The following is an 18596-nucleotide window of genomic DNA, read 5'->3' on the forward strand; positions in this document are numbered from 1 at the left end:
TCTAGACGAATTTGGTGGCTTGATGGGGTCAATGCGCTACGCCGAGCGCACGGGATTGTTCAGCCCCCGCAAGCCTATTCCGTTGCCGGATGCGGAAAGCTTTCAGCGGTTGGAAAAAGGGAGTTCGTCCGCTCGAAGCAAGGGCCGCCAGCCTTTGTTGCCGGCAAAGTAGCGACGCCTCGAGAACAGCCTGCGGGCCATTTCAACTGTGCTTCGGGTCGGTCCGTATCCGAACATTGAATGGTCTGCCCCTGGCGATAAGCGATGCCAGAGCAAACCGTTTGAGACATGTTTCAGCGGTGCGAACCCGAAAGCTTGGAAGCTATGATGCCGAGTATGGAAAAAATGGGGAAATCGACGGCACATCCGGCAAATCGCCGCGGAGGGGAAATGCCGGAAACCATCAATGAGCGGTCGCTCTACCGGTTCCTGGAAGCCAATGCCCGCATGTCGCCAAGCGCTCCGGCGTACCGCGCCAAACTTCGCGGTGTCTGGAAGACTTGGTCCTGGGTTGAAGTCCTCGACGAGGTCGTGAGCCTACACCAGTTGCTCGACGCTGCAGGGGTCCGTGGCGGTGATCTGGTGGGGATCAGCGGCGAGTGCAACCCTCGACTTTACTGGTATGTACTCGCGCTACAGAGAGCGGCAGCCGTGCCTGTCCTGTTGAACTCGCGCGCATCACAGCGAGAGTTCCACCGAGCATACGAAAAAGCAGAATTCTCAGTGTTTATCGCGGGAACCGAATCGGAAGTAGATGTCGCGGTTCAGACGCGTCCAAAATGCCCGAAACTGCGACTGGTACTCGTGCTGGACAGGGGGCTGGAGACCGACACTCATGATGGCTTCGTCAGCCGCGAAGACGACTTGGCGGTTGGCAACAGCATTCACACAGGCCTCGATCTGGTTGAGCGACCCGACCCGCGCGCTGTTGTTCTATGCGGCTATGATGAGGCCGGTGAGAGCCTCCTTGTCGTGTGGTCACATGCGGCGGCGCTCAAAGCGGCCATGCAATTCGCATCACTTGCCGGATTGCGCCCGACCGACCAACTGGTCACGTTTCTTCCCGTGGCATGGTTCGGTGACTATCTTCAGTTTTCGGCAGCCTTGATCAAGGGGGCGCTTGTCAGCTCCGCCGAGAATGCCGCTACTGTCAGTCAGGACATGCAGCGACTGGCGCCCGATGTGCTATTCGCTCCAGTCGCGACCTACAGGAAAATGTTGGGCTCGGATCGAGGCCGATATCAGACGCTCTGGACGCCTGGTTGGCTGGCTTCACGCGATGTCGAAATCCTGGGCTGCGCCTGGGCATCGCAGAAACCCCATAGTCCGATGGCTTGTTGGGGTGGTGTTCCGATCACCGCTCAAGAATATCGTTGGCCTTTCAAGGACCAGGCTCGCTTTCTGTGCGGAAGGTGCGTTGCCTCCAGAGCTCGTGAACTTCTTTGCAGCGCTTGATGTGGAAGTATGCGCACTTCACCTCGATATCCGATACGGCGGCCTGCTCGCTGTCTACGGCAACGATGCCCTACCAGCCGACACAATGCCTGGTATCGAGTTTGTCCAGGATGCGCAGGGCGGTACCCGCTGCATCTCGGACCACGAAGCGATGGGCTTGCTGGGAGCCGGCGGTCGATTGACAATTGAAATGGGCCTAAACGGCGGACCGACACGACTTTCCGGACGTGCGCTGCTTTCAGGCCAGGTGCTTGTTCCCGACCTCAACGACCTCGATGGTCTTGAGCCGCGCGATACCGTAGCCACTCGCAGGCATCTGGCGCGGCTCAATTCGGCTTTGCCGGTTAAGCACGCTGTTCTGAGGAAGCATGAAGACAGCGGATGGGTCGCGGTCATCGACCCCGATACCAATTATTTGCGAACCCTAGCGTCGGATCCTGGCGCTGACTACAGCGACCTCACAGAGCAGGGTGAGATTCTAGCAGCGATCGGAGCCATCATGAGGAATTCGAATAAGGCTGAAACGGAGGCGTATCCCAATTCCGGCTGCCGCATTGCCTACTTCACTTTCTTCGATCAGCCGCTTGCACCGGAAAACGGCTTAACGGGGCAGGGCGGAATGCAATGGAGTCAGATTAAGCAGTTGTTGCCGTTCACGCCGATAGGGGCGGAAACCAGCCACCGAGTATTTAGGCCGCTCCATAGGGTCGAAGAAGCATGAACATGCTGCCGACGATAAGGACTGGGCGAGGTCGGTCAGATTCCCAGGTAATCGTGGTCGAAAACGTTAGCTTGCGGTTTGGGGGTCTCGCGGCTCTCACAAACGTAAGTCTCGACGTGCGCGAAGGCGAAATCTACTCGATCATCGGACCGAACGGTGCTGGCAAAACCTCGCTGCTCAATTGCATCAATGGGTTCTACACCCCGACGAGTGGCAGGATTACTCTTGGTGGCGACGAGATTGCTCGTCTTTCTCCTGCGACGATCGCCCGAAGCGGATTGTCGCGAACGTTTCAAAATCTCGCCTTGTTCAAGGCCCTTTCGACGATCGACAATCTTTTGCTCGGTCGAAACTTAAAGATGCGCACCAATTTCCTACAAGCAGCCGTGTTCCTCGGACCGACTAAGCGAGAGGAAGTCAAGCACCGGGCGGCGGTAGAAGAGATCGTCCATTTTTTGCAGCTCGAGGCGGTGCGGGACGAACCCGTCGGCCAACTTCCGTATGGCACGCAAAAGCGCATCGAGTTTGGGCGCGCGCTGGCCAGCGAACCCAAGATCATTTTGTTGGATGAGCCGATGGCAGGCATGACCCAGCGAGAGAAGATGGAGATGTGTGACTTCATTAGAAGCGCAAACGAGATGCTGAACGTTACCTTTGTGCTGATCGAGCACGATATCGGGGTAATCATGGGGCTTTCTGACAGAATAGCAGTCTTGGATCGTGGTCTGAGGATTGCCGAAGGAACGCCGCGAGAGATTGCTGCGGACCCTGCCGTCATATCGGCCTATCTCGGCGTGGAACATTGAGGAGGACGCAAGGCTATGTCTTCGGAAATCCAGTTCTTTTTTGAAGTGCTGCTAAGCGGCCTGTTGACTGGCATCTTGTACTCCCTGGTGGCGATTGGCTTTGTCCTGATCTACAAAGCTTCAGAGGTCTTCAATTTCGCCCAAGGCGCGATGGTCCTGTTCGCCGCCATGACGCTTGCCGGCATTCATGGCAATGGCGTCAACCTCGTGCTTTCGGGCATCATAACGCTTCTGGTGATGGTCCTCCTCGCGTTCAGCGTCGAGCGATTTATCTTGCGCAGGATTGTCAATCAATCACCGCTCAGCATGTTTATGGCAACGATTGGTCTTTCCTATTTCCTTCTCGGTCTCAGCCAGCTGGTTTGGGGCGCCGACGTACGTGCCCTCGACATCGGCATTCCCGATGACCAGTTTATCGTTGGCGAAATAATGATCGACCAGTTCGACTTAACCGTCGCGGCAGTTTGCCTGATTTTGGTGTTGTCGCTTGTCTACTTCTTTCAACGCACCAGGGTGGGCCTTGCACTGCGCGCCGTCGCAGATGATCATCAGGCAGCGATTTCGGTTGGCGTTTCGCTTCACAAGGTATGGGTTATCGTGTGGAGCATCGCCGGCTTTGTTGCCCTGGTCACCGGTATCGTTTGGGGAGCACGGCTGGGAGTTCAGCCCGCGCTGAACCTGATTGCCCTAAAAGCACTGCCCGTCATTATTCTTGGCGGGCTCTCGTCGATACCGGGCGCCATCGTAGGCGGGCTTATCATCGGCGCCGGCGAGAAGCTCTTCGAGATCTATTTGGGATCCATCTTCGGTGGCGCCACGGAAAGCTGGGTTCCATACGTGATCGCCATAGGCTTTCTGCTCGTCAGGCCGAGTGGACTGTTCGGAAACAACCAGTTGGGGAGAATCTAGATGTTTTACCGAACGGCCCGCCGCCTTCCCGACTCGTATTCAGCGCAACTTAGCATCATCGGCCGCAACGAGGACCGTATTATTGCCGCTTTGACTTTGCTCGCTGTACTGACCCTTCCGCAGTTTGCCAGTCCCTATTTTCTCAAAGCGTTGTTGATTCCGTTCCTGATATTGAGCATCGCGGCTATCGGCCTTAACCTGCTCATGGGCTATGCCGGCCAACCATCGCTCGGCTCCGGAGCCTTCATGGCAGTAGGTGCATACACCGCCTACAAGCTTGCGACAAATGTGCCAGAAATTCCGATCGTGGTGGATTTCGCCATTGCCGGAGTGATGGCTGCAGGCGTTGGTATCGTGTTCGGCCTCCCTAGCCTCAGGATGCGTGCCTTCTATCTGGCGATCGCGACGCTGGCGATCCAGTTTTTCATCGAATGGCTCTTCTCCAAAGTTGCTTGGTTCTGGAACGATCACCCTTCAGGTGTTGTCTCCATACCGCAATTTTCGGTCTTCGGGATCCCGATAGATACACCCCAGAAAGAGTTTTATCTCATCGGCATCATCGTTGCGCTGATGACAATCCTTGCCCTGAATCTCACCCGCAGCCACATCGGGCGTCAGTGGATGGCGGTCCGCGACAACGAGACTGCGGCGCGCCTGATGGGGATATCCGTTAGACGAGCGAAATTATCTGCCTTCGCAATCAGCTCCTTCTATTGCGGCGTAGCAGGGGCCTTATGGGCGTTTGTCTATCTGAAGACACTTGGAATTACGTCATATTCAATCGACGTATCGTTCAAGATTATGTTCATGATTGTCATTGGCGGCGTCGGCACCATAGGCGGCTCTTTCATCGGCACTGCCTTCGTCTTGTTGGTTCCGATATTCCTGAGCACCGTGGCGTCAGCTTTGTCTTTACCGATAAGTACAGGGTCGATCGCGAGCATGGAGCAGATGATTTTTGGTCTGCTCATCGTCTACTTTGTCATTGTCGAGCCGCAGGGCATTGTTCGCATCGTACGCAACTTCCACCAAAAGCTCGTATCGTGGCCTCTCAATGTTGGGCGCTGATTGAGTTAGGGTTTGCCGCACTGAGGATCAGGCTTTTGAATCTGGTGCTGTCGAACTGCGAATGGAATCGCGGCGAGGTCGGCACGGTCTTCAGGCAACCGTTTGATTTACTTGCGGAAACGGCCGCGTCTGCGGCAGCTGCACAAGCTCGCGGGGATGTGTCGCTGACGAGACATCCAATTTGGCTGGGGAACCTGGATTCGAACCAGGACTAACGGAGTCAGAGTCCGTGGGTCTACCGTTAACCTATTCCCCAGCAGGCGTGGCTGATGACAAGCCACGCGGGCAGGGCGACGATGTCGCCGCGCTGCCTTGTAGCCGCCGACGGAAAATAGTCAAGCCTGCCGAGTGCTTCAATCGCCACGTTTCGTCAGCCTGTTTCGGACGCTGTTCTCAGGCGTTCGCCCAATCCGAGTGCCTCAACCCTCGCCCCGCCCGAACTGCAAACGCTCGAAGAACAGCACGACGCCGAGCGCGATCAGCAGCGGGATGATCAGGTAGAACAGCCGGAACACCAGCAGTGCGGCCAGCACGCCGACCGGGTCCATATCCGACAGGCCCGCCAGGAACACGACCTCGAACACGCCGAGCCCGCCCGGCGCGTGCGAGATCTGCGCGATCGAGAACGACACCAGGAACACGCCGAGCACGACGAAATAGCCAGGATTGCCTGATACGGGCAAGGCGAAGAAGATGATCGCCGCCGCCGCCAGCAATTCGATCGGGCCGATCAGCAACTGCCGCGCCACGATCGGCAGGGCCGGATAGTGCAGCTGGAAGCCGCCGATCTTGAGGGGCTTGAGATGCAGCCAGCTACCAAAGACATAGGCCGCCACCAGGATCAGCATGGCAAGGCCCGCCGCGATGGCCAGGCCATGATGCGGCGCGCCGGAAAACCGGTCGATGATCTCGGGCTCGAGGACCAGCACGAGGCCGGAGACGAGGATCGTCGACAGCACGAAGGTGATCCAGCAGATCGCCACCAGAATGCCGACATCCTGCCCGGTCAGCCCCCTTGTGCCATAGGCGCGGTAGCGGATCACCGCGCCCGAAAACACCGAGCCGCCTATGTTATGCGACAGCGCATAGGTGGTGAACGAGCACAGGGTGACGAACAGCCACGACACTTTTTTGCCGATGTGTAAGAGCGCGATGTGGTCGTAGCCGGCGAGCGAGGCATAGGCGATCACCGAACTCAGCGCCGCGAGCACCCAGCCGCGGGTCGGGATGGCGACGATGCCGGCCCAGACGTCGTCGAGCGAAATGCCGCGCAATTCGTGCCAGAGCAGCAGCAGCGAGAAAATCACCGCCGCAATGCCGACGACCGGCCAGAAATAGCGTCTCCAGTTCATGGCGTGGTCGTCATGCGTTTCAGTCCGATGCCCTTTTCCGGTTCGCGGCAGGCAAGACCGCCGACGATTCCGGATATTCACCCCTCCATTTCAGAAATGCCTTATTGAAGCCGGCTATTCAACCGGCAAGGCGCGGCTCTTGGTGCCGCAGTCTCGTGCTGGCGGCAAAATTCGCCGCCTGCGCTCTTGGTGATCCGGCACGGCGCTGCTAGTCTGGCGGCAACTTGAACACATGAAAGCGCCTGCTGCGTCCGGTCTCCGGTTCGCGCGGCGCCGGAAGGAACTGAAGTGGAAGACCACGACACCGGCGCCGGCGCGCCGGCGGTGGGCGTGTCCAGGGCTCCGCCGCCGTCAGGCCAGGCAAGTCCATCCGTCGGGCGTCCTGACCGTCAGGCGGGCGCCCGGCCGGGGCATCCCGACCATCAGGGCGAGCAGCAGAAGGGCAAGGCCAGGAAGCGGCGCAAGCGCCGGCGCGGCCGCAAGGTTTTCGCCCGCGACGACAATCACGCGATCGTGGCCGCACCGTCCGCGGCAGCCACCGGCGCTCCCCCGCAGGAAACAACGGCTACGCCTTTGCCTTCGGCTTCGCAGGCGCGGCCGGAACTTCGCCGCCCGCCGCTGCAAGAATTGCCGGTGTTTGCCGCACTCGACCTCGGCACCAACAATTGCCGGCTGCTGGTCGCCGTACCGACCCGCCATGGCCAGTTCCGCGTCATCGACGCCTTTTCGCGCATCGTCAGGCTGGGCGAGGGGCTCACCGCCAATGGCCGTCTCGGGCAGGCGGCGATGGACCGCGCCGTCGAGGCGTTGAAGATCTGCGGCGACAAATTGCGCGGCCGCAAGATCAGGAAGGCGAGGTTGATCGCCACCGAAGCCTGCCGCACGGCCGCCAACGGCGTCGAATTCCTCGACCGTGTTGAGCACGAGGCGGGTCTGAAGCTCGAGATCATCGACCGCCAGACCGAGGCGCGCTTGGCGGTGTCCGGCTGCGGCTCGCTGGTCGAGCGCGACACGCAAGGCGTCGTCCTGTTCGACATCGGCGGCGGTTCCTCCGAAATCGCGCTGATCGACCTCACCGGCCACCGCTCGCCGAGGCTCGCCAACCACATCGTCTCGTGGACGTCGCTGCCGGTCGGCGTCGTCTCGCTGGCCGAGCGCTTCGGCGGCCGCACGGTCTCGCGCCAGATCTTTGCCGCCATGGTCGAGGATGTCGCCGTGCGCCTGCACGCCTTTGACGGGCGCGACCGGCTGAGCCATGTGCTCGCCAGCCCGAAATTCCATTTGCTCGGCACCTCGGGCACGGTGACGACGCTGGCCGGCGTCCACCTCGACCTGGAGCGCTACGACCGCCGTCGCGTCGACGGGCTATGGATGGACCGCGACAGCGTCGACCGCATGGTCGAAAAACTCGTCGGCTGGGATTTCCAGCAGCGTGTCGCCAACCCCTGCATCGGCGCCGACCGTGCCGACCTGGTGCTGGCCGGCTGCGCCATTCTGGAGGCGATCCGCGCCGTGTGGCCGTCGGAGCGGCTGCGCGTCGCCGATCGCGGCCTGCGCGAAGGCATATTGAGCGAATTGATGGCCGACGACGGCGTCTGGCGCAACAATGGGCGTAGCCGGTAATGACCAGGAAACCGCAGAAGCCCGGTATGGCCGGCATTCGCGTGCTGAAGACGCGTATCAAGAAGAAGAGCGGCCTCAAGGAATCGTCGCGCCGCTGGCTGCAGCGCCACATCAACGATCCCTATGTCCAGCGCTCCAAGGCCGACGGCTACCGCTCGCGCGCCGCCTACAAGCTGATCGAGATCGACGACAAGCACCATCTCTTGAAGCCAGGCATGAAGGTCATCGACCTGGGCGCCGCGCCCGGCGGCTGGTGCCAGGTCGCGGCCGCGCGCACCAAATCGACGGCGGACCATCCGCATGTCGTCGGCATCGATTATCTCGAAATGGACGCGGTGCCGGGCGCGCCGGTGCTGCTGATGGATTTCCTCGATCCCGAGGCACCGGAAAAACTCGCCGAGACGCTGGGCGGTCAGCCCGATATCGTGCTCTCCGACATGGCCGCACCCACCACGGGCCACAAAAGGACCGACCACATCCGCACCATGTATCTGTGCGAAGTGGCGGCCGATTTCGCGCTTTCGGTGCTGAAGCCTGGCGGCCATTTCCTGGCCAAGACCTTCCAGGGCGGCGCCGAGAACGAGTTGCTCTCGCGGCTCAAGCAGAATTTCCGCTCGGTGCACCACGTCAAGCCGCCGGCCTCGCGCGATGAATCCGTAGAGCTTTATCTGCTTGCGAAGGATTTTAAAGGGCGTACACCTGCCGAAGGTTGAGAGCGCCGTTGCCTGGCGTCAACTCCCCGGCGGACTTACGGACTCCAGCGTCTTGGGCGTCGTCAGCCTGCCATGACCTGAAACGGCGTTGCCGGCGTCGGGCGCCAGCCGCATGAACGTCAGCGACGCCGCCGCCGAAACCGCCGCCACGATGAAGAAGGCGGTATGGAAATCGGTCAGCGTCAGCGGCCCGCCATGGATCGATGTCGACACTTCCAGTATACCGCCGGCCAGCGCCACGCCGAGCGCGATCGACAATTGCTGGAACACTGCCGTGATCGGCGTTGCCTTGCTGGTATCTTCGGCCGACACCTCGGCATAGGAGAGCGCGTTGACGCCAGTGAAGAACATCGAGCGGATGAAACCGCCTACCAGCAATATGGCAAGCATCAGCGCATAGGGCGTCTCCGGGGTGAAGAGGCCATAGATGGTAATCGACCCCGCCGCGATCAGCGAGCCCGAAATCAGCACCCGGCGGAACCCGGCTACCCTGAATATCAGCGCGGTGACGAATTTCATGCCGATGGCGCCGATCGCCGAGACGAAGGTGATCGTACCCGACTGGAACGGTGTCAGCCCGAAGCCGATCTGGAACATCAGCGGGAGCAAGAACGGCACCGCGCCGATACCGATGCGAAACAGCGAGCCGCCAAGCACCGAGGAGCGGAACACCTGGTTGCGGAACAGCTCCAGCGCAAGCAGCGGATTTGCGGCGCGCCGGGCGTGGAGGAGGTAAAGCGCACCCGATACCAGGCCGACGGCCACGGTCATGAAGCCGGCCATCGGCGGCAAGGCGGGCAGGCTGACCACGGAAAGACCGAAGACGACGCCCGATGCCGCAAGCCCCGTCAGCACGAAACCGGTGAAATCGAGCGGCGGGGTCTCTGTCGCGTCGGTGTCCGGCAGGAAGCGGGTGGCGAGCCAGATGCCCATCAGGCCGATCGGCACGTTGATCAGGAAGATCCAGTGCCAGGTGAAATAGGTGGTGATGAAGCCGCCGACCGGCGGCCCGACGAGTGGCCCGACCAGCGCCGGCACGGTCAGCCAGGACATCGCGGCGACGAGTTCGCTCTTGGGCGTGGCGCGCACCAGCACCAGGCGTCCCACAGGCGTCATCATGGCGCCGCCAATGCCTTGCAGGAAGCGCGACACCACGAAGGCCGGCAGCGAATTGGAGAAGGCACATGCCACCGAACCGACGATGAAGACGGCGATTGCGGCGCGAAACACATTCTTGGCGCCGAAGCGGTCGGCCATCCAGCCGCTGATCGGAATGAAGATCGCCAGCGACACCAGATAGGCAGTCAGCGCCAGCTTCAACGCGATCGGGCTGGTGTGGATGTCGACGGCAATCGCCGGCAGCGATGTCGCTATCACGGTCGAATCCATGTTTTCCATGAAAAGTGCGACCGCCAGGATAAGCGGGATAATGCGGTTCAAGGGAACGCCCTGATTTGTCTTCGCGATTCTCTGCCCAGCTTGGGGGCGAGCCGGCATGACGGGCGGTTATCACGCCTCGGCTCGGATGTCGCATTAAATTGCTGTTACTTTTGTGCGACCGCTACCCTTGGTGGCGGCTATCAGGCCAAACCCCATAGTTTGCGGCCGCATGCAATCATCGGCTTTTCATCGGCCACGGGACGTGTTACGAGCCAGCGCCAATCCTGAAAGGGAAGAAACGAGTCGGCGCTGTCCATTCCGGTCCAGCGCTTTTTTGTATTCCGAGGGCTGGCCATGGCAAAAATCATCGAAACGTCCACGGGCGCACTGGCGCTGACATTTGACGACGTGCTGCTGCAGCCCGGTCATTCCGAGGTCATGCCCGGCGAGACCGACATCCGCACCCGCATTGCCGGCGACATCGACCTCAACGTGCCGATCCTGTCGGCCGCCATGGATACGGTCACCGAGGCGCGTCTTGCCATCGCCATGGCCCAGGCCGGTGGCATCGGCGTCATCCATCGCAATTTTTCGCCGGCCGAACAGGCCGAACAGGTGCGGCAAGTCAAGAAATTCGAATCCGGAATGGTGGTCAACCCCGTCACCATCGGCCCGGACGCGACGCTCGCCGACGCGCTCGCCTTGATGCGCACCTATTCGATCTCCGGCATTCCTGTGGTCGAGAATGGCGGCGCCGGCGGCCACACCGTCGGCCGTCTGGTGGGCATCCTGACCAATCGCGACGTGCGCTTCGCCTCCGATCCGGCGCAGAAGGTCTATGAACTGATGACCCGTGACAAGCTGATCACGGTCAAGGAGAATGTCGACCAGGACGAGGCCAAGCGCCTGCTCCACCAGCACCGCATCGAAAAACTGGTTGTCGTTGACAAATCGGGCAATTGCGTCGGCCTGATCACCGTCAAGGACATCGAGAAGTCGCAGCTCAATCCGCACGCCACCAAGGATGCGCAGGGGCGCCTGCGCGCCGCCGCGGCCACCAGCGTCGGCGATGACGGCTTCGAGCGCGCCGAGCGTCTGATCGATGCCGGCGTCGACCTTCTGGTGGTCGACACCGCGCATGGCCATTCGCAGCGCGTGCTGGATGCCGTGACCCGGGCGAAAAAACTGTCCAACTCGGTCCGCATCCTGGCTGGCAACGTCGCCACATCGGAAGGCGCGCAGGCACTGATCGATGCCGGAGCCGATGCCGTCAAGGTCGGCATCGGGCCGGGGTCCATCTGCACCACCCGCATCGTCGCCGGCGTCGGCGTGCCGCAGCTTTCGGCGATCATGTCGGCGGTCGAGACGGCACATAAATCGGGTGCTTCAGTCATCGCCGATGGCGGCATCAAATATTCGGGCGATCTGGCCAAGGCGCTGGCCGCCGGCGCCAGTGCCGCCATGATCGGTTCGCTGCTGGCCGGCACCGACGAGAGCCCGGGCGAGGTCTATCTGCACCAGGGCCGCTCCTTCAAGGCCTATCGCGGCATGGGCTCGGTTGGCGCCATGGCCCGCGGCTCGGCCGATCGCTATTTCCAGGCCGAGGTGCGCGACACGCTGAAACTGGTCCCGGAGGGCATTGAAGGGCAGGTTCCCTACAAAGGACCTGTGTCTGGCGTGCTGCACCAGCTTGCAGGCGGCCTGAAAGCCGCTATGGGTTATGTCGGCGGCCGCGACCTTGCCGATTTCCGCGACCGCGCCACTTTTGTTCGCATATCCAATGCCGGACTTCGTGAAAGCCACGCCCATGACGTCACGATTACCCGCGAAAGCCCGAATTATCCCGGCGGAATTTGATCAGAATGCCGTCGGGCGGAGCCTGACGGCGATGATCCTGCGACTGTCGCGCCACGCCGCGGCGCTGTGTTTTGCATCCGCGGCGGTTTTCATCGCCATGACGGCGATGGAATTTCTCTATTTCCGCAGCCTCAGTGGCGGACTGCCGTCGCTCGACATGCGCTTTGCCGGTTTCACGCCGGACGAGGGCATGGCCTGGCTGACGGCACTTGGCCGGCGCGGCGGCGAGATCATCCTGGTCTGGCATTATCTGACCTTCGACCTTTTATTCCCGGCATTGCTGTCGGTGACCATGGTCAGCCTGATCCTCGCCACCGGACGGCGGCTGAAGAATTTCCGGGCAATGCCGGCGCAACTGCAGTCCCTGCTTGCGGTTGTTCTGGTGCTGCCATACACGCTTGCCGACTATGCACAGAACATAGCAGTGGCGCGGCTGCTGTCGGATTTCCTGTCGGCCAATCCGGATTCGCTGTCTTTCGCTTCGGCGCTGACCGTCACAAAATTCGCGCTTCTGGCGATTCCCTTGGCGGTCATTGCGGTTTTCTACCTGGCGGGCCAGAAACGGCTTTGAGTCAGGATGAAAAGGGCGGAGGGGCCTCTTGAACCAGACCGCGATCTTCTGGCCTGTTCTGGCGCAAGTGCTTCTGGTCTACATCGTCTATCTCGTGATGGGCCGCCGCAGATACGGCGCGGTGAAGTCAGGCGAGGCCAAGGCCGGCCAGTTCAAGACCCGCTCGACCGAGCCGGCATCCAGCGTCACCGTCGCCAACAATTTGAGCAACCAGTTCGAACTGCCGGTGCTCTTCTACGTCCTGTGCCTGGCGCTGCACGAGACCAACGGCGTCAACTACCTGACGCTGGCCTTGATGTGGATTTTCGTGATTTCGCGCTGCGCCCACGCCTGGGTCCACCTCACCAGCAACAATCTGCGCCTCCGCAGCCGTATTTTCTTCTTCGGCGCGGTGGTTCTCTTGCTCGCCTGGATATGGTTCGCGCTTCACCTGCTGACGGTCGTCTGAACGAGCCCAGCCTAGAGGTCGAACACCGCGATCCTGCGCTTGTCGAACTTGATGCCGATCTCGCCGCGCACCAGCTTCAGCGCCGCCTCGCCAAACACGGCGCGCCGCCAGCCTTGCAAGGCCGGCACGTCGGCAGCCTCGCCATCGGCGGCGATACGGTCGATGTCGTCGCTGGAGGCCAGCACCTTCGAGGCGACGCCCTCCTTTTCGGCGACGATCCGCAAAAGCACTTTCAGCAATTCCGCCGCGGCATTGGAACCCTCGGGTGGCTGAAAACTCTTCGGCAGCTTCGGCATGTCTTCCCTGGGCAAGGCAAGCGCGCTGTTCACCGCGCCAAGCAGCGCCGTCGCCGTCGCCGACCGCTCCCAGCCCTTCGGCGTGGTGCGCAGCTTGCCGAGCGCTGCCGCATCGCGTGGCGCCTGTTGCGCGATCTCGTAGATGGCGTCGTCCTTGAGCACCCGGCCGCGTGGCACATCGCGTTCGCGCGCTTCCCGCTCGCGCCAGGCCGCCACCGCCTGCACGATCACCAGCTCCTGCGGCTTGCGCAGCCGCATCTTGAGCCGCTTCCAGGCATCCTCCGGATGCGGGTCGTAGGTCTCGCGCGAGGTCAGCACCTCCATTTCCTCGTTCAGCCAATGAGCGCGGTTTTCCCGCTCAAGCTCGGCGCTGAGATGCTGGTAGACCTCGATCAGATGGGTGACGTCGGCAAGCGCGTAGTCGAGCTGCTTGTCGGAAAGCGGGCGGTGGCGCCAGTCGGTGAAACGCGAGGATTTGTCGAGCCGCGCCCCGGTGACCCGCTGCACCAGCTGGTCGTAAGAGACGCTGTCGCCAAAGCCGCAGACCATCGCCGCCACCTGGGTGTCGAACACCGGATGCGGCACCAGATCGCCGAGATGGACGATGATTTCGATGTCCTGGCGCGCCGCATGGAAGACTTTGACGACCGTCTCGTTGGCCATCAGCCTGAAGAATGGCTTGAGGTCGATGTCCGGCGACAGCGGGTCGATCAGCGCGGTCACGCCGGGCGCCGCCATCTGGATCAGGCACAGGATCGGCCAGAAGGTCGTTTCGCGGATGAATTCGGTGTCGACGGTGACGAAATCCGACTTTTCGAACGCGGCAAGAACGATTTCGAGTTCTTTTTGGGTGGTGATGACGTGCATCAAATCGCTTTTGGCAAAGGTAAGGTCTCCTTCAATTTCAGCCGCGCGGGCTTTCGTCAAGGGTCAGCCGACCCGTCGGAATCGCCATTGCGCCTGGCCAGCCGGGCGAAAACCGTCGAGGTGCGCAAAAGCGCCGTGAAACGGCTGCGATGGCCCGCCGGCACGCCGGATCGCACCTGCATCCGATAGAGGATGACGACGATGAATATCATGTAGACGACAGCGCAGAACACGAACAGGGCGCTTGGGCCGAAATATTGCATCGCCGTCGACGCGGCGAACGGGCCGCCGATGGCGCCGAAGGAATAGAACAGCATCAGTGCCGCATTGATCAGCACGAACTCGCCCTTGTCGGCACGGTCGTTGGAATGCGCCGCCGACAGCGAGTAGAGCGGCATGGCGAAGCAGCCGAAGATGAAGACGATCAGGAAGTTGAGGAACGGGTTGCTCCCCGCCAAGAACCCCAGCGCAAGTGCGGCAAACATTGCGCAGCACGTTGTCACCAACAGCACCGAGCGCCGGTCCCAGCGGTCGGAAAGATAGCCGAGCGGGTACTGGATGATGGCGCCGCCGAAGATGCCGACGCTGACGAAGGTGACGACGTCGGCGACCGACATGCCGATCTGCTCGGCATAGACCGGCGACAGCGTGCGGAAGGCGCTGTTGGTGACGCCGACGGCGATGCAGCCGAAGCAGCCGAGCGGCGAAATCCGCCAGACGCGTGCCAGGTCGAGCTTGACGTTTTCGGGAGGGGCCGGATTGGAGCGGTCGCCGAGCGACACCGGCACGAGCGAGAGCGTGATCATGATCGACATGATGGCGAAGATGGCGAAGCCGCCGGCGCCGAAGATCGGAATCAGGAACTGCGCGCCCGTCACTGAACCGATGTCGACCATCCGGTAGATGGCAAGCACGCGTGCGCGATCCTTGTTGGCGACCCCGGAATTGAGCCAGGCTTCCATGATGGTGAACAGGCCGGCAAAGCAGAAGCCGCCGGCAAAGCGCACCGCGCACCACATGACAGGATCGATGACCAGCACCAGGAGCAGCGTGCCGGCCGACGCGATCGCCGCCAGCGCCGAAAAGGCGCGGACATGGCCGACCGCCTTCATGATGCGGGTGACGGCGAGGCAGCCGAGAAGGAAGCCGGCGAAGTAGAACGTGCCCATCAGGCCGATGGTCGAGGCGGGAAACCCTTCCTGCGCGCCGCGCAGCGCGATCAGCGTGCTCTGCAGGCCATTGCCGCCCAGCAGGATGCCGGCGGCAATGAGAAGCGGGATCAGCGGGCGGATGGAGGACATGAAGGAAGGCAATCACATGTTGGTGATCCTTATTGAACCATCGCTCCCTTCAACGCCAGCGGCAATTGGCCGTGGGCCATCCTCGCCATAGAGACTGAAGCTCCCTGATAGCCTCGCGCCCGCGAACCGTTGCTAAAGCGGAATTGGTCCATTCGTTTTAACGTTTTCCATCGAAACGCAGGTCCGGAAGCTTTTGACGTTCCCGCCTTCGAAGAAGAGTTCGCGCGTCATTTCATTATATTCGGCCATGTCCTTGACGTTGACGATCAGGATGAAATCCATTTCCCCGGTCACATAGTAGCACTGCTGCACCTGCCTGCTCCGCAGGAACCGATCCTTCATGGCGTCCAACAGATCCAGACGCTCATTCTCGGTCGTCACGTGAACGATGATCGTCAGCGGGCGTGCGACGGCCGTTTCATTCACGATCGCGATGTCTTTTCTGATGACACCGCTTTCGCGAAGCTGTTGAAGCCGCCTGGCCACTGCCGGAGGCGAAAGTCCGATGCGTTCCGCAATTACCCGCTGCGGCATCATGTTATCGACCTGAACCAACTGGAGAATCTTGAGATCGAAATTGTCGATCGTGACTGCAGGCCGCTTCTTCATTGCGCTTCTCCATATCGAGCAATTCGCAAAAAAATTGCACATCTATACGTGATAGAGAGCACAAATAAAGTTGGGATTGGAATATTCTCTCAAAAATTAGACGAGAGAGTTCCATGCCATTGCATTTCCACAAAGCCGCGGATCGTCAGATGAACGAGGCAGACAGGCGCACCATGGGTGTTGATGCCCCTGATATCGTGCGACCATTTCTTTCTCTCTGGGGCCGCACCGAAACACCTCCTCTAATTTCACTTCCCGAGCTGGCAAAGCACACCGGGACCGGACACGTCCTGCTCAAGGACGAAGGACAGCGATTGAATCAGGGCAGCTTCAAGGCCCTTGGTGGCGCGTACGCCGTGATGGCAATCTTCAAGTCCATGCTGGAAGAACACCTGGGGAGTGAAGTGGGAATTGCGCAACTCACCTCTCCAACCGCAAGAGAATTCGCCAGATCGATGACGTTCTGCTGCGCAACGGACGGCAATCATGGGAAGTCGGTGGCCGCAGGCGCGCGACTGCTCGGTTGCAGGGCGGTGATCTTCGTCCATGGAGGGGTAACGGCCGCGAGGGCTGCCGCCATTGGCGCTGATGAAGTCATCCGGGTTGAAGGAAACTATGACCACTCAGTCGCGGAAGCGGAAAGAATAAGTGCCGAGCGCAAATGGATCCTGGTGTCGGACACGTCATGGCCGGGCTACGAGACAATCCCGAGTCTGGTAGCGCAAGGATACACTGTACTCGCGGACGAAGCGCTGCAACAGTTTGCGCTGCAGGGACTTCAACCACCCACCCATGCCTTCCTTCAGGCGGGTGTCGGTGGTTTTGCCAGCAGCGTTTCGGGGCATCTTTCCGAAGCCCTGGGGCGGGACAATATCACCACGATTATCGTCGAACCTGACCGCGCTGCATGCCTTTTCGAGACAGCCAGAGCGGGCGAACTGCGCTCCTTCACACCAACCCAACCAACCATCATGGCGATGCTGGAGTGCTATAAGCCATCGCTTGTTGCATGGCGGATTCTCCAAAGGACGGCGGATGCTTTCATGACCGTTTCCGAAGAGGACGCAAAGAACGCGATGCGTTCGCTCGCCTTTCGTGGTCAGCGCCGACAAGGGATTGTGGCTGGTGAAAGCGGTGCGGCCGGGCTGGCCGGGCTTCAGGTGCTGAGCCGAGATGCAAACGCCCGCGCGATCTTGAAGCTGGACGAGCATAGCCGCGTGCTTCTCGTCAACACAGAGACTGCCACCGACCCGGCTTCCTACGAGGAGATTGTCGGAGCGTCGCCTCAGTCGATATCCGGCGTTCTTGCCCGGAAAGGCACGCCGACCGCCCAGGTTCAATAAAGGGATCAAAACCAACAATGCCCTCTGCGCAGAACGCACAATTTTGAAGGGACAACACATGCAAAACCAACTGATTATTCCGCGGAGGGGCTTCTCATCCTCGGAATTCGAGGCGCGTGTGGCCCGGGCCCAAAGGATCATGAGCGCTCACGGATTTGACGCGCTCCTCGTCTCCGCGCCGCCGAATGTTCGATATTTTACCGGATTTGACACTCAGTTCTGGGAAAGCCCGACGAGGCCGTGGTTCGTCATCGTTCCTTTGGCTGGAGAACCGATCGCCGTTATCCCGGAGATCGGCGCACCTGAAATGGCCCTGACGTGGATGAAGGACATACGCACTTGGCCTGCCCCAGTTCCAGAGGACGACGGCCTTTCACTTCTCAAATCAACCCTGGACAGCCTGCCGAAACGCTTCGGGAGGATCGGTGCGGAAATGGGCCGGGAAATGGCGCTGCGCATGCCTGTCTCCGAGTTCCTCAGGTTGCGCGAAATCCTCGGTTCCCCTGTCGAAGACGGATCGCCATGCCTTTGGGAAATCCGCATGGTGAAGACCGCTGCCGAAATCGAACACATCAACTACATCTGCCAGATAGCGAGTGACGCCTACGAAGCGTTGCCGGCGCAGATATCCATTGGCGAGAGCGAACGCGAGGTCGCCCGCAAGTTGCGCATCGACATCGCTCGCCGCGGGGCGGATTCGACACCGTTCCTACCCGCGATTTCCGGTCCCGGAGGCGTCCAGCAGATCGTTTGCGGACCGCACGATCGTATTCTGGAGACAGGCGACATTCTGTTCATTGATACCGGATCGACATTCGACGGCTACTTCTGTGACTTCGACCGCAACTACGCCGTCGGGAGCGTCTCCGATGATGCGCACAGGGTGCACGAGGCGCTGTGGCTTGCGACGGAAGCAGGAATCAAGGCTGCCGTTCCCGGCGCCGCTACGGATGACGTTTTCCGCGCTATGTCGAAGTTAATCGAGGACGCCGGCGCGATCGGAAACAATGTCGGCCGCCTCGGTCACGGACTTGGCCTTCAACTGACCGAGCCGCCGTCACATCGGCTCGGCGATAGCACCGTAATCCTGGAGAACATGGTCCTGACTATCGAGCCCGGAATGGAATATGCGCCGGGCAAGATGATCGTCCATGAGGAAAACATCGCAATCACCAGAGACGGTGCACGCCTGCTGACGAAAAGAGCACCGCGCGAACTGCCAGTAATTCGCTGAGGACGAATGGGAGGAGAACCATCCATCTGAGGCAGATAGTCTG

Annotated in this window: 17 protein-coding genes and 1 tRNA gene; 12 read left to right on the plus strand and 6 right to left on the minus strand. The window is 60.8% G+C overall.

From position 1 onward, the window contains the following. Positions 1–390 precede the first annotated feature (390 nt). From MESS2_RS15470 to MESS2_RS15490, 5 genes are read left to right on the plus strand one after another with little or no spacing between them, the layout of a single operon-like run. A complete protein-coding gene (locus MESS2_RS15470) occupies positions 391–1455 on the plus strand; it encodes an AMP-binding protein (RefSeq protein ID WP_008875309.1) in 1065 nt (354 codons plus the stop codon). Continuing rightward, positions 1433–2176, plus strand: coding sequence for a hypothetical protein (locus MESS2_RS15475; protein ID WP_157357732.1), 744 nt, complete (start codon positions 1433–1435; stop codon positions 2174–2176). The genes MESS2_RS15470 and MESS2_RS15475 overlap by 23 nt, the downstream gene beginning before the upstream one ends. After that, entirely contained in the window at positions 2173–2982 is an 810-nt protein-coding gene (locus MESS2_RS15480; RefSeq protein WP_008875311.1) for an ABC transporter ATP-binding protein, read from the plus strand. Before MESS2_RS15475 ends, MESS2_RS15480 begins: the two co-directional genes overlap by 4 nt. 15 nt (positions 2983–2997) lie before the next feature. Further along, the gene (locus tag MESS2_RS15485) at positions 2998–3891 is read left to right on the plus strand and encodes a branched-chain amino acid ABC transporter permease (RefSeq protein ID WP_008875312.1); all 894 of its coding nucleotides are present in this window, start codon (positions 2998–3000) and stop codon (positions 3889–3891) included. Then, complete coding sequence (locus MESS2_RS15490) at positions 3892–4959, plus strand: branched-chain amino acid ABC transporter permease (RefSeq protein WP_008875313.1); 1068 nt, start codon at positions 3892–3894, stop codon at positions 4957–4959. 182 nt (positions 4960–5141) lie between these two features. On the opposite strand, the gene MESS2_RS15495 is transcribed toward MESS2_RS15490, so the two are convergent. Together MESS2_RS15495 and MESS2_RS15500 are read right to left on the minus strand one after the other, a co-directional pair. After that, positions 5142–5215, minus strand: a tRNA-Gln gene (locus MESS2_RS15495). A 163-nt stretch (positions 5216–5378) separates the two neighbouring features. Continuing rightward, positions 5379–6311 carry a lysylphosphatidylglycerol synthase domain-containing protein gene (locus tag MESS2_RS15500; RefSeq protein ID WP_008875315.1) on the minus strand — a complete coding sequence of 311 codons (933 nt, stop codon included), beginning with the start codon at positions 6309–6311 and terminating at the stop codon, positions 5379–5381. A 288-nt stretch (positions 6312–6599) separates the two neighbouring features. On the opposite strand from MESS2_RS15500, the gene MESS2_RS15505 reads away from it, so the two are divergent. Next, complete coding sequence (locus MESS2_RS15505; RefSeq protein WP_008875316.1) at positions 6600–7934, plus strand: Ppx/GppA phosphatase family protein; 1335 nt, start codon at positions 6600–6602, stop codon at positions 7932–7934. Beyond that, positions 7934–8647 carry an RlmE family RNA methyltransferase gene (locus MESS2_RS15510; protein WP_008875317.1) on the plus strand — a complete coding sequence of 238 codons (714 nt, stop codon included), beginning with the start codon at positions 7934–7936 and terminating at the stop codon, positions 8645–8647. Before MESS2_RS15505 ends, MESS2_RS15510 begins: the two co-directional genes overlap by 1 nt. A gap of 18 nt (positions 8648–8665) precedes the next feature. On the opposite strand, the gene MESS2_RS15515 is transcribed toward MESS2_RS15510, so the two are convergent. Next, entirely contained in the window at positions 8666–10087 is a 1422-nt protein-coding gene (locus MESS2_RS15515) for an MFS transporter (RefSeq protein WP_008875318.1), read from the minus strand. A 294-nt stretch (positions 10088–10381) separates the two neighbouring features. Here MESS2_RS15515 and guaB point away from each other — a divergent pair, with 294 nt between their 5' ends. The 3 genes from guaB to MESS2_RS15530 are packed head-to-tail and all read left to right on the plus strand — an operon-like array spanning position 10382 to position 12903. Beyond that, complete coding sequence (gene guaB, locus MESS2_RS15520) at positions 10382–11884, plus strand: IMP dehydrogenase (RefSeq protein ID WP_008875319.1); 1503 nt, start codon at positions 10382–10384, stop codon at positions 11882–11884. Between the two features lie 31 nt (positions 11885–11915). Beyond that, positions 11916–12455, plus strand: coding sequence for a hypothetical protein (locus tag MESS2_RS15525; RefSeq protein ID WP_040593204.1), 540 nt, complete (start codon positions 11916–11918; stop codon positions 12453–12455). A gap of 28 nt (positions 12456–12483) precedes the next feature. After that, on the plus strand, positions 12484–12903 hold the full coding sequence (locus MESS2_RS15530; protein ID WP_008875321.1) for an MAPEG family protein: 420 nt from the start codon (positions 12484–12486) through the stop codon (positions 12901–12903). An 11-nt stretch (positions 12904–12914) separates the two neighbouring features. Here MESS2_RS15530 and rnd read toward each other — a convergent pair whose 3' ends face one another. The 3 genes from rnd to MESS2_RS15545 form a co-directional block, all read right to left on the minus strand. After that, a complete protein-coding gene (gene rnd / locus MESS2_RS15535) occupies positions 12915–14066 on the minus strand; it encodes a ribonuclease D (RefSeq protein WP_040593231.1) in 1152 nt (383 codons plus the stop codon). A 56-nt stretch (positions 14067–14122) separates the two neighbouring features. Then, a complete protein-coding gene (locus MESS2_RS15540; RefSeq protein WP_008875323.1) occupies positions 14123–15367 on the minus strand; it encodes an MFS transporter in 1245 nt (414 codons plus the stop codon). A gap of 132 nt (positions 15368–15499) precedes the next feature. After that, positions 15500–15976 carry an Lrp/AsnC family transcriptional regulator gene (locus tag MESS2_RS15545; protein WP_008875324.1) on the minus strand — a complete coding sequence of 159 codons (477 nt, stop codon included), beginning with the start codon at positions 15974–15976 and terminating at the stop codon, positions 15500–15502. Positions 15977–16089: 113 nt separating this feature from the next. On the opposite strand from MESS2_RS15545, the gene MESS2_RS15550 reads away from it, so the two are divergent. Both MESS2_RS15550 and MESS2_RS15555 read left to right on the plus strand, forming a co-directional pair. Beyond that, a complete protein-coding gene (locus MESS2_RS15550; RefSeq protein ID WP_008875325.1) occupies positions 16090–17319 on the plus strand; it encodes a diaminopropionate ammonia-lyase in 1230 nt (409 codons plus the stop codon). 58 nt (positions 17320–17377) lie between these two features. After that, positions 17378–18553, plus strand: a complete 1176-nt coding sequence (locus MESS2_RS15555; protein ID WP_008875326.1) for a M24 family metallopeptidase — start codon at positions 17378–17380, stop codon at positions 18551–18553. Positions 18554–18596 lie beyond the last annotated feature (43 nt).

Source organism: Mesorhizobium metallidurans STM 2683, assembly GCF_000350085.1.
Classification (GTDB): domain Bacteria; phylum Pseudomonadota; class Alphaproteobacteria; order Rhizobiales; family Rhizobiaceae; genus Mesorhizobium; species Mesorhizobium metallidurans.

What these genes read in the sequence shown, in the direction of transcription:
- MESS2_RS15470 (WP_008875309.1), top strand. Translation starts at nt 391, where the DNA reads ATGCCGGAAACCATCAATGAGCGGTCGCTCTACCGGTTCCTGGAAGCC.
- MESS2_RS15480 (WP_008875311.1), top strand. Translation starts at nt 2,173, where the DNA reads ATGAACATGCTGCCGACGATAAGGACTGGGCGAGGTCGGTCAGATTCC.
- MESS2_RS15485 (WP_008875312.1), top strand. Translation starts at nt 2,998, where the DNA reads ATGTCTTCGGAAATCCAGTTCTTTTTTGAAGTGCTGCTAAGCGGCCTG.
- MESS2_RS15490 (WP_008875313.1), top strand. Translation starts at nt 3,892, where the DNA reads ATGTTTTACCGAACGGCCCGCCGCCTTCCCGACTCGTATTCAGCGCAA.
- MESS2_RS15500 (WP_008875315.1), bottom strand. Translation starts at nt 6,311, where the DNA reads ATGAACTGGAGACGCTATTTCTGGCCGGTCGTCGGCATTGCGGCGGTG.
- MESS2_RS15510 (WP_008875317.1), top strand. Translation starts at nt 7,934, where the DNA reads ATGACCAGGAAACCGCAGAAGCCCGGTATGGCCGGCATTCGCGTGCTG.
- guaB (WP_008875319.1), top strand. Translation starts at nt 10,382, where the DNA reads ATGGCAAAAATCATCGAAACGTCCACGGGCGCACTGGCGCTGACATTT.
- MESS2_RS15525 (WP_040593204.1), top strand. Translation starts at nt 11,916, where the DNA reads ATGATCCTGCGACTGTCGCGCCACGCCGCGGCGCTGTGTTTTGCATCC.
- rnd (WP_040593231.1), bottom strand. Translation starts at nt 14,066, where the DNA reads ATGCACGTCATCACCACCCAAAAAGAACTCGAAATCGTTCTTGCCGCG.
- MESS2_RS15540 (WP_008875323.1), bottom strand. Translation starts at nt 15,367, where the DNA reads ATGTCCTCCATCCGCCCGCTGATCCCGCTTCTCATTGCCGCCGGCATC.
- MESS2_RS15545 (WP_008875324.1), bottom strand. Translation starts at nt 15,976, where the DNA reads ATGAAGAAGCGGCCTGCAGTCACGATCGACAATTTCGATCTCAAGATT.
- MESS2_RS15550 (WP_008875325.1), top strand. Translation starts at nt 16,090, where the DNA reads ATGCCATTGCATTTCCACAAAGCCGCGGATCGTCAGATGAACGAGGCA.
- MESS2_RS15555 (WP_008875326.1), top strand. Translation starts at nt 17,378, where the DNA reads ATGCAAAACCAACTGATTATTCCGCGGAGGGGCTTCTCATCCTCGGAA.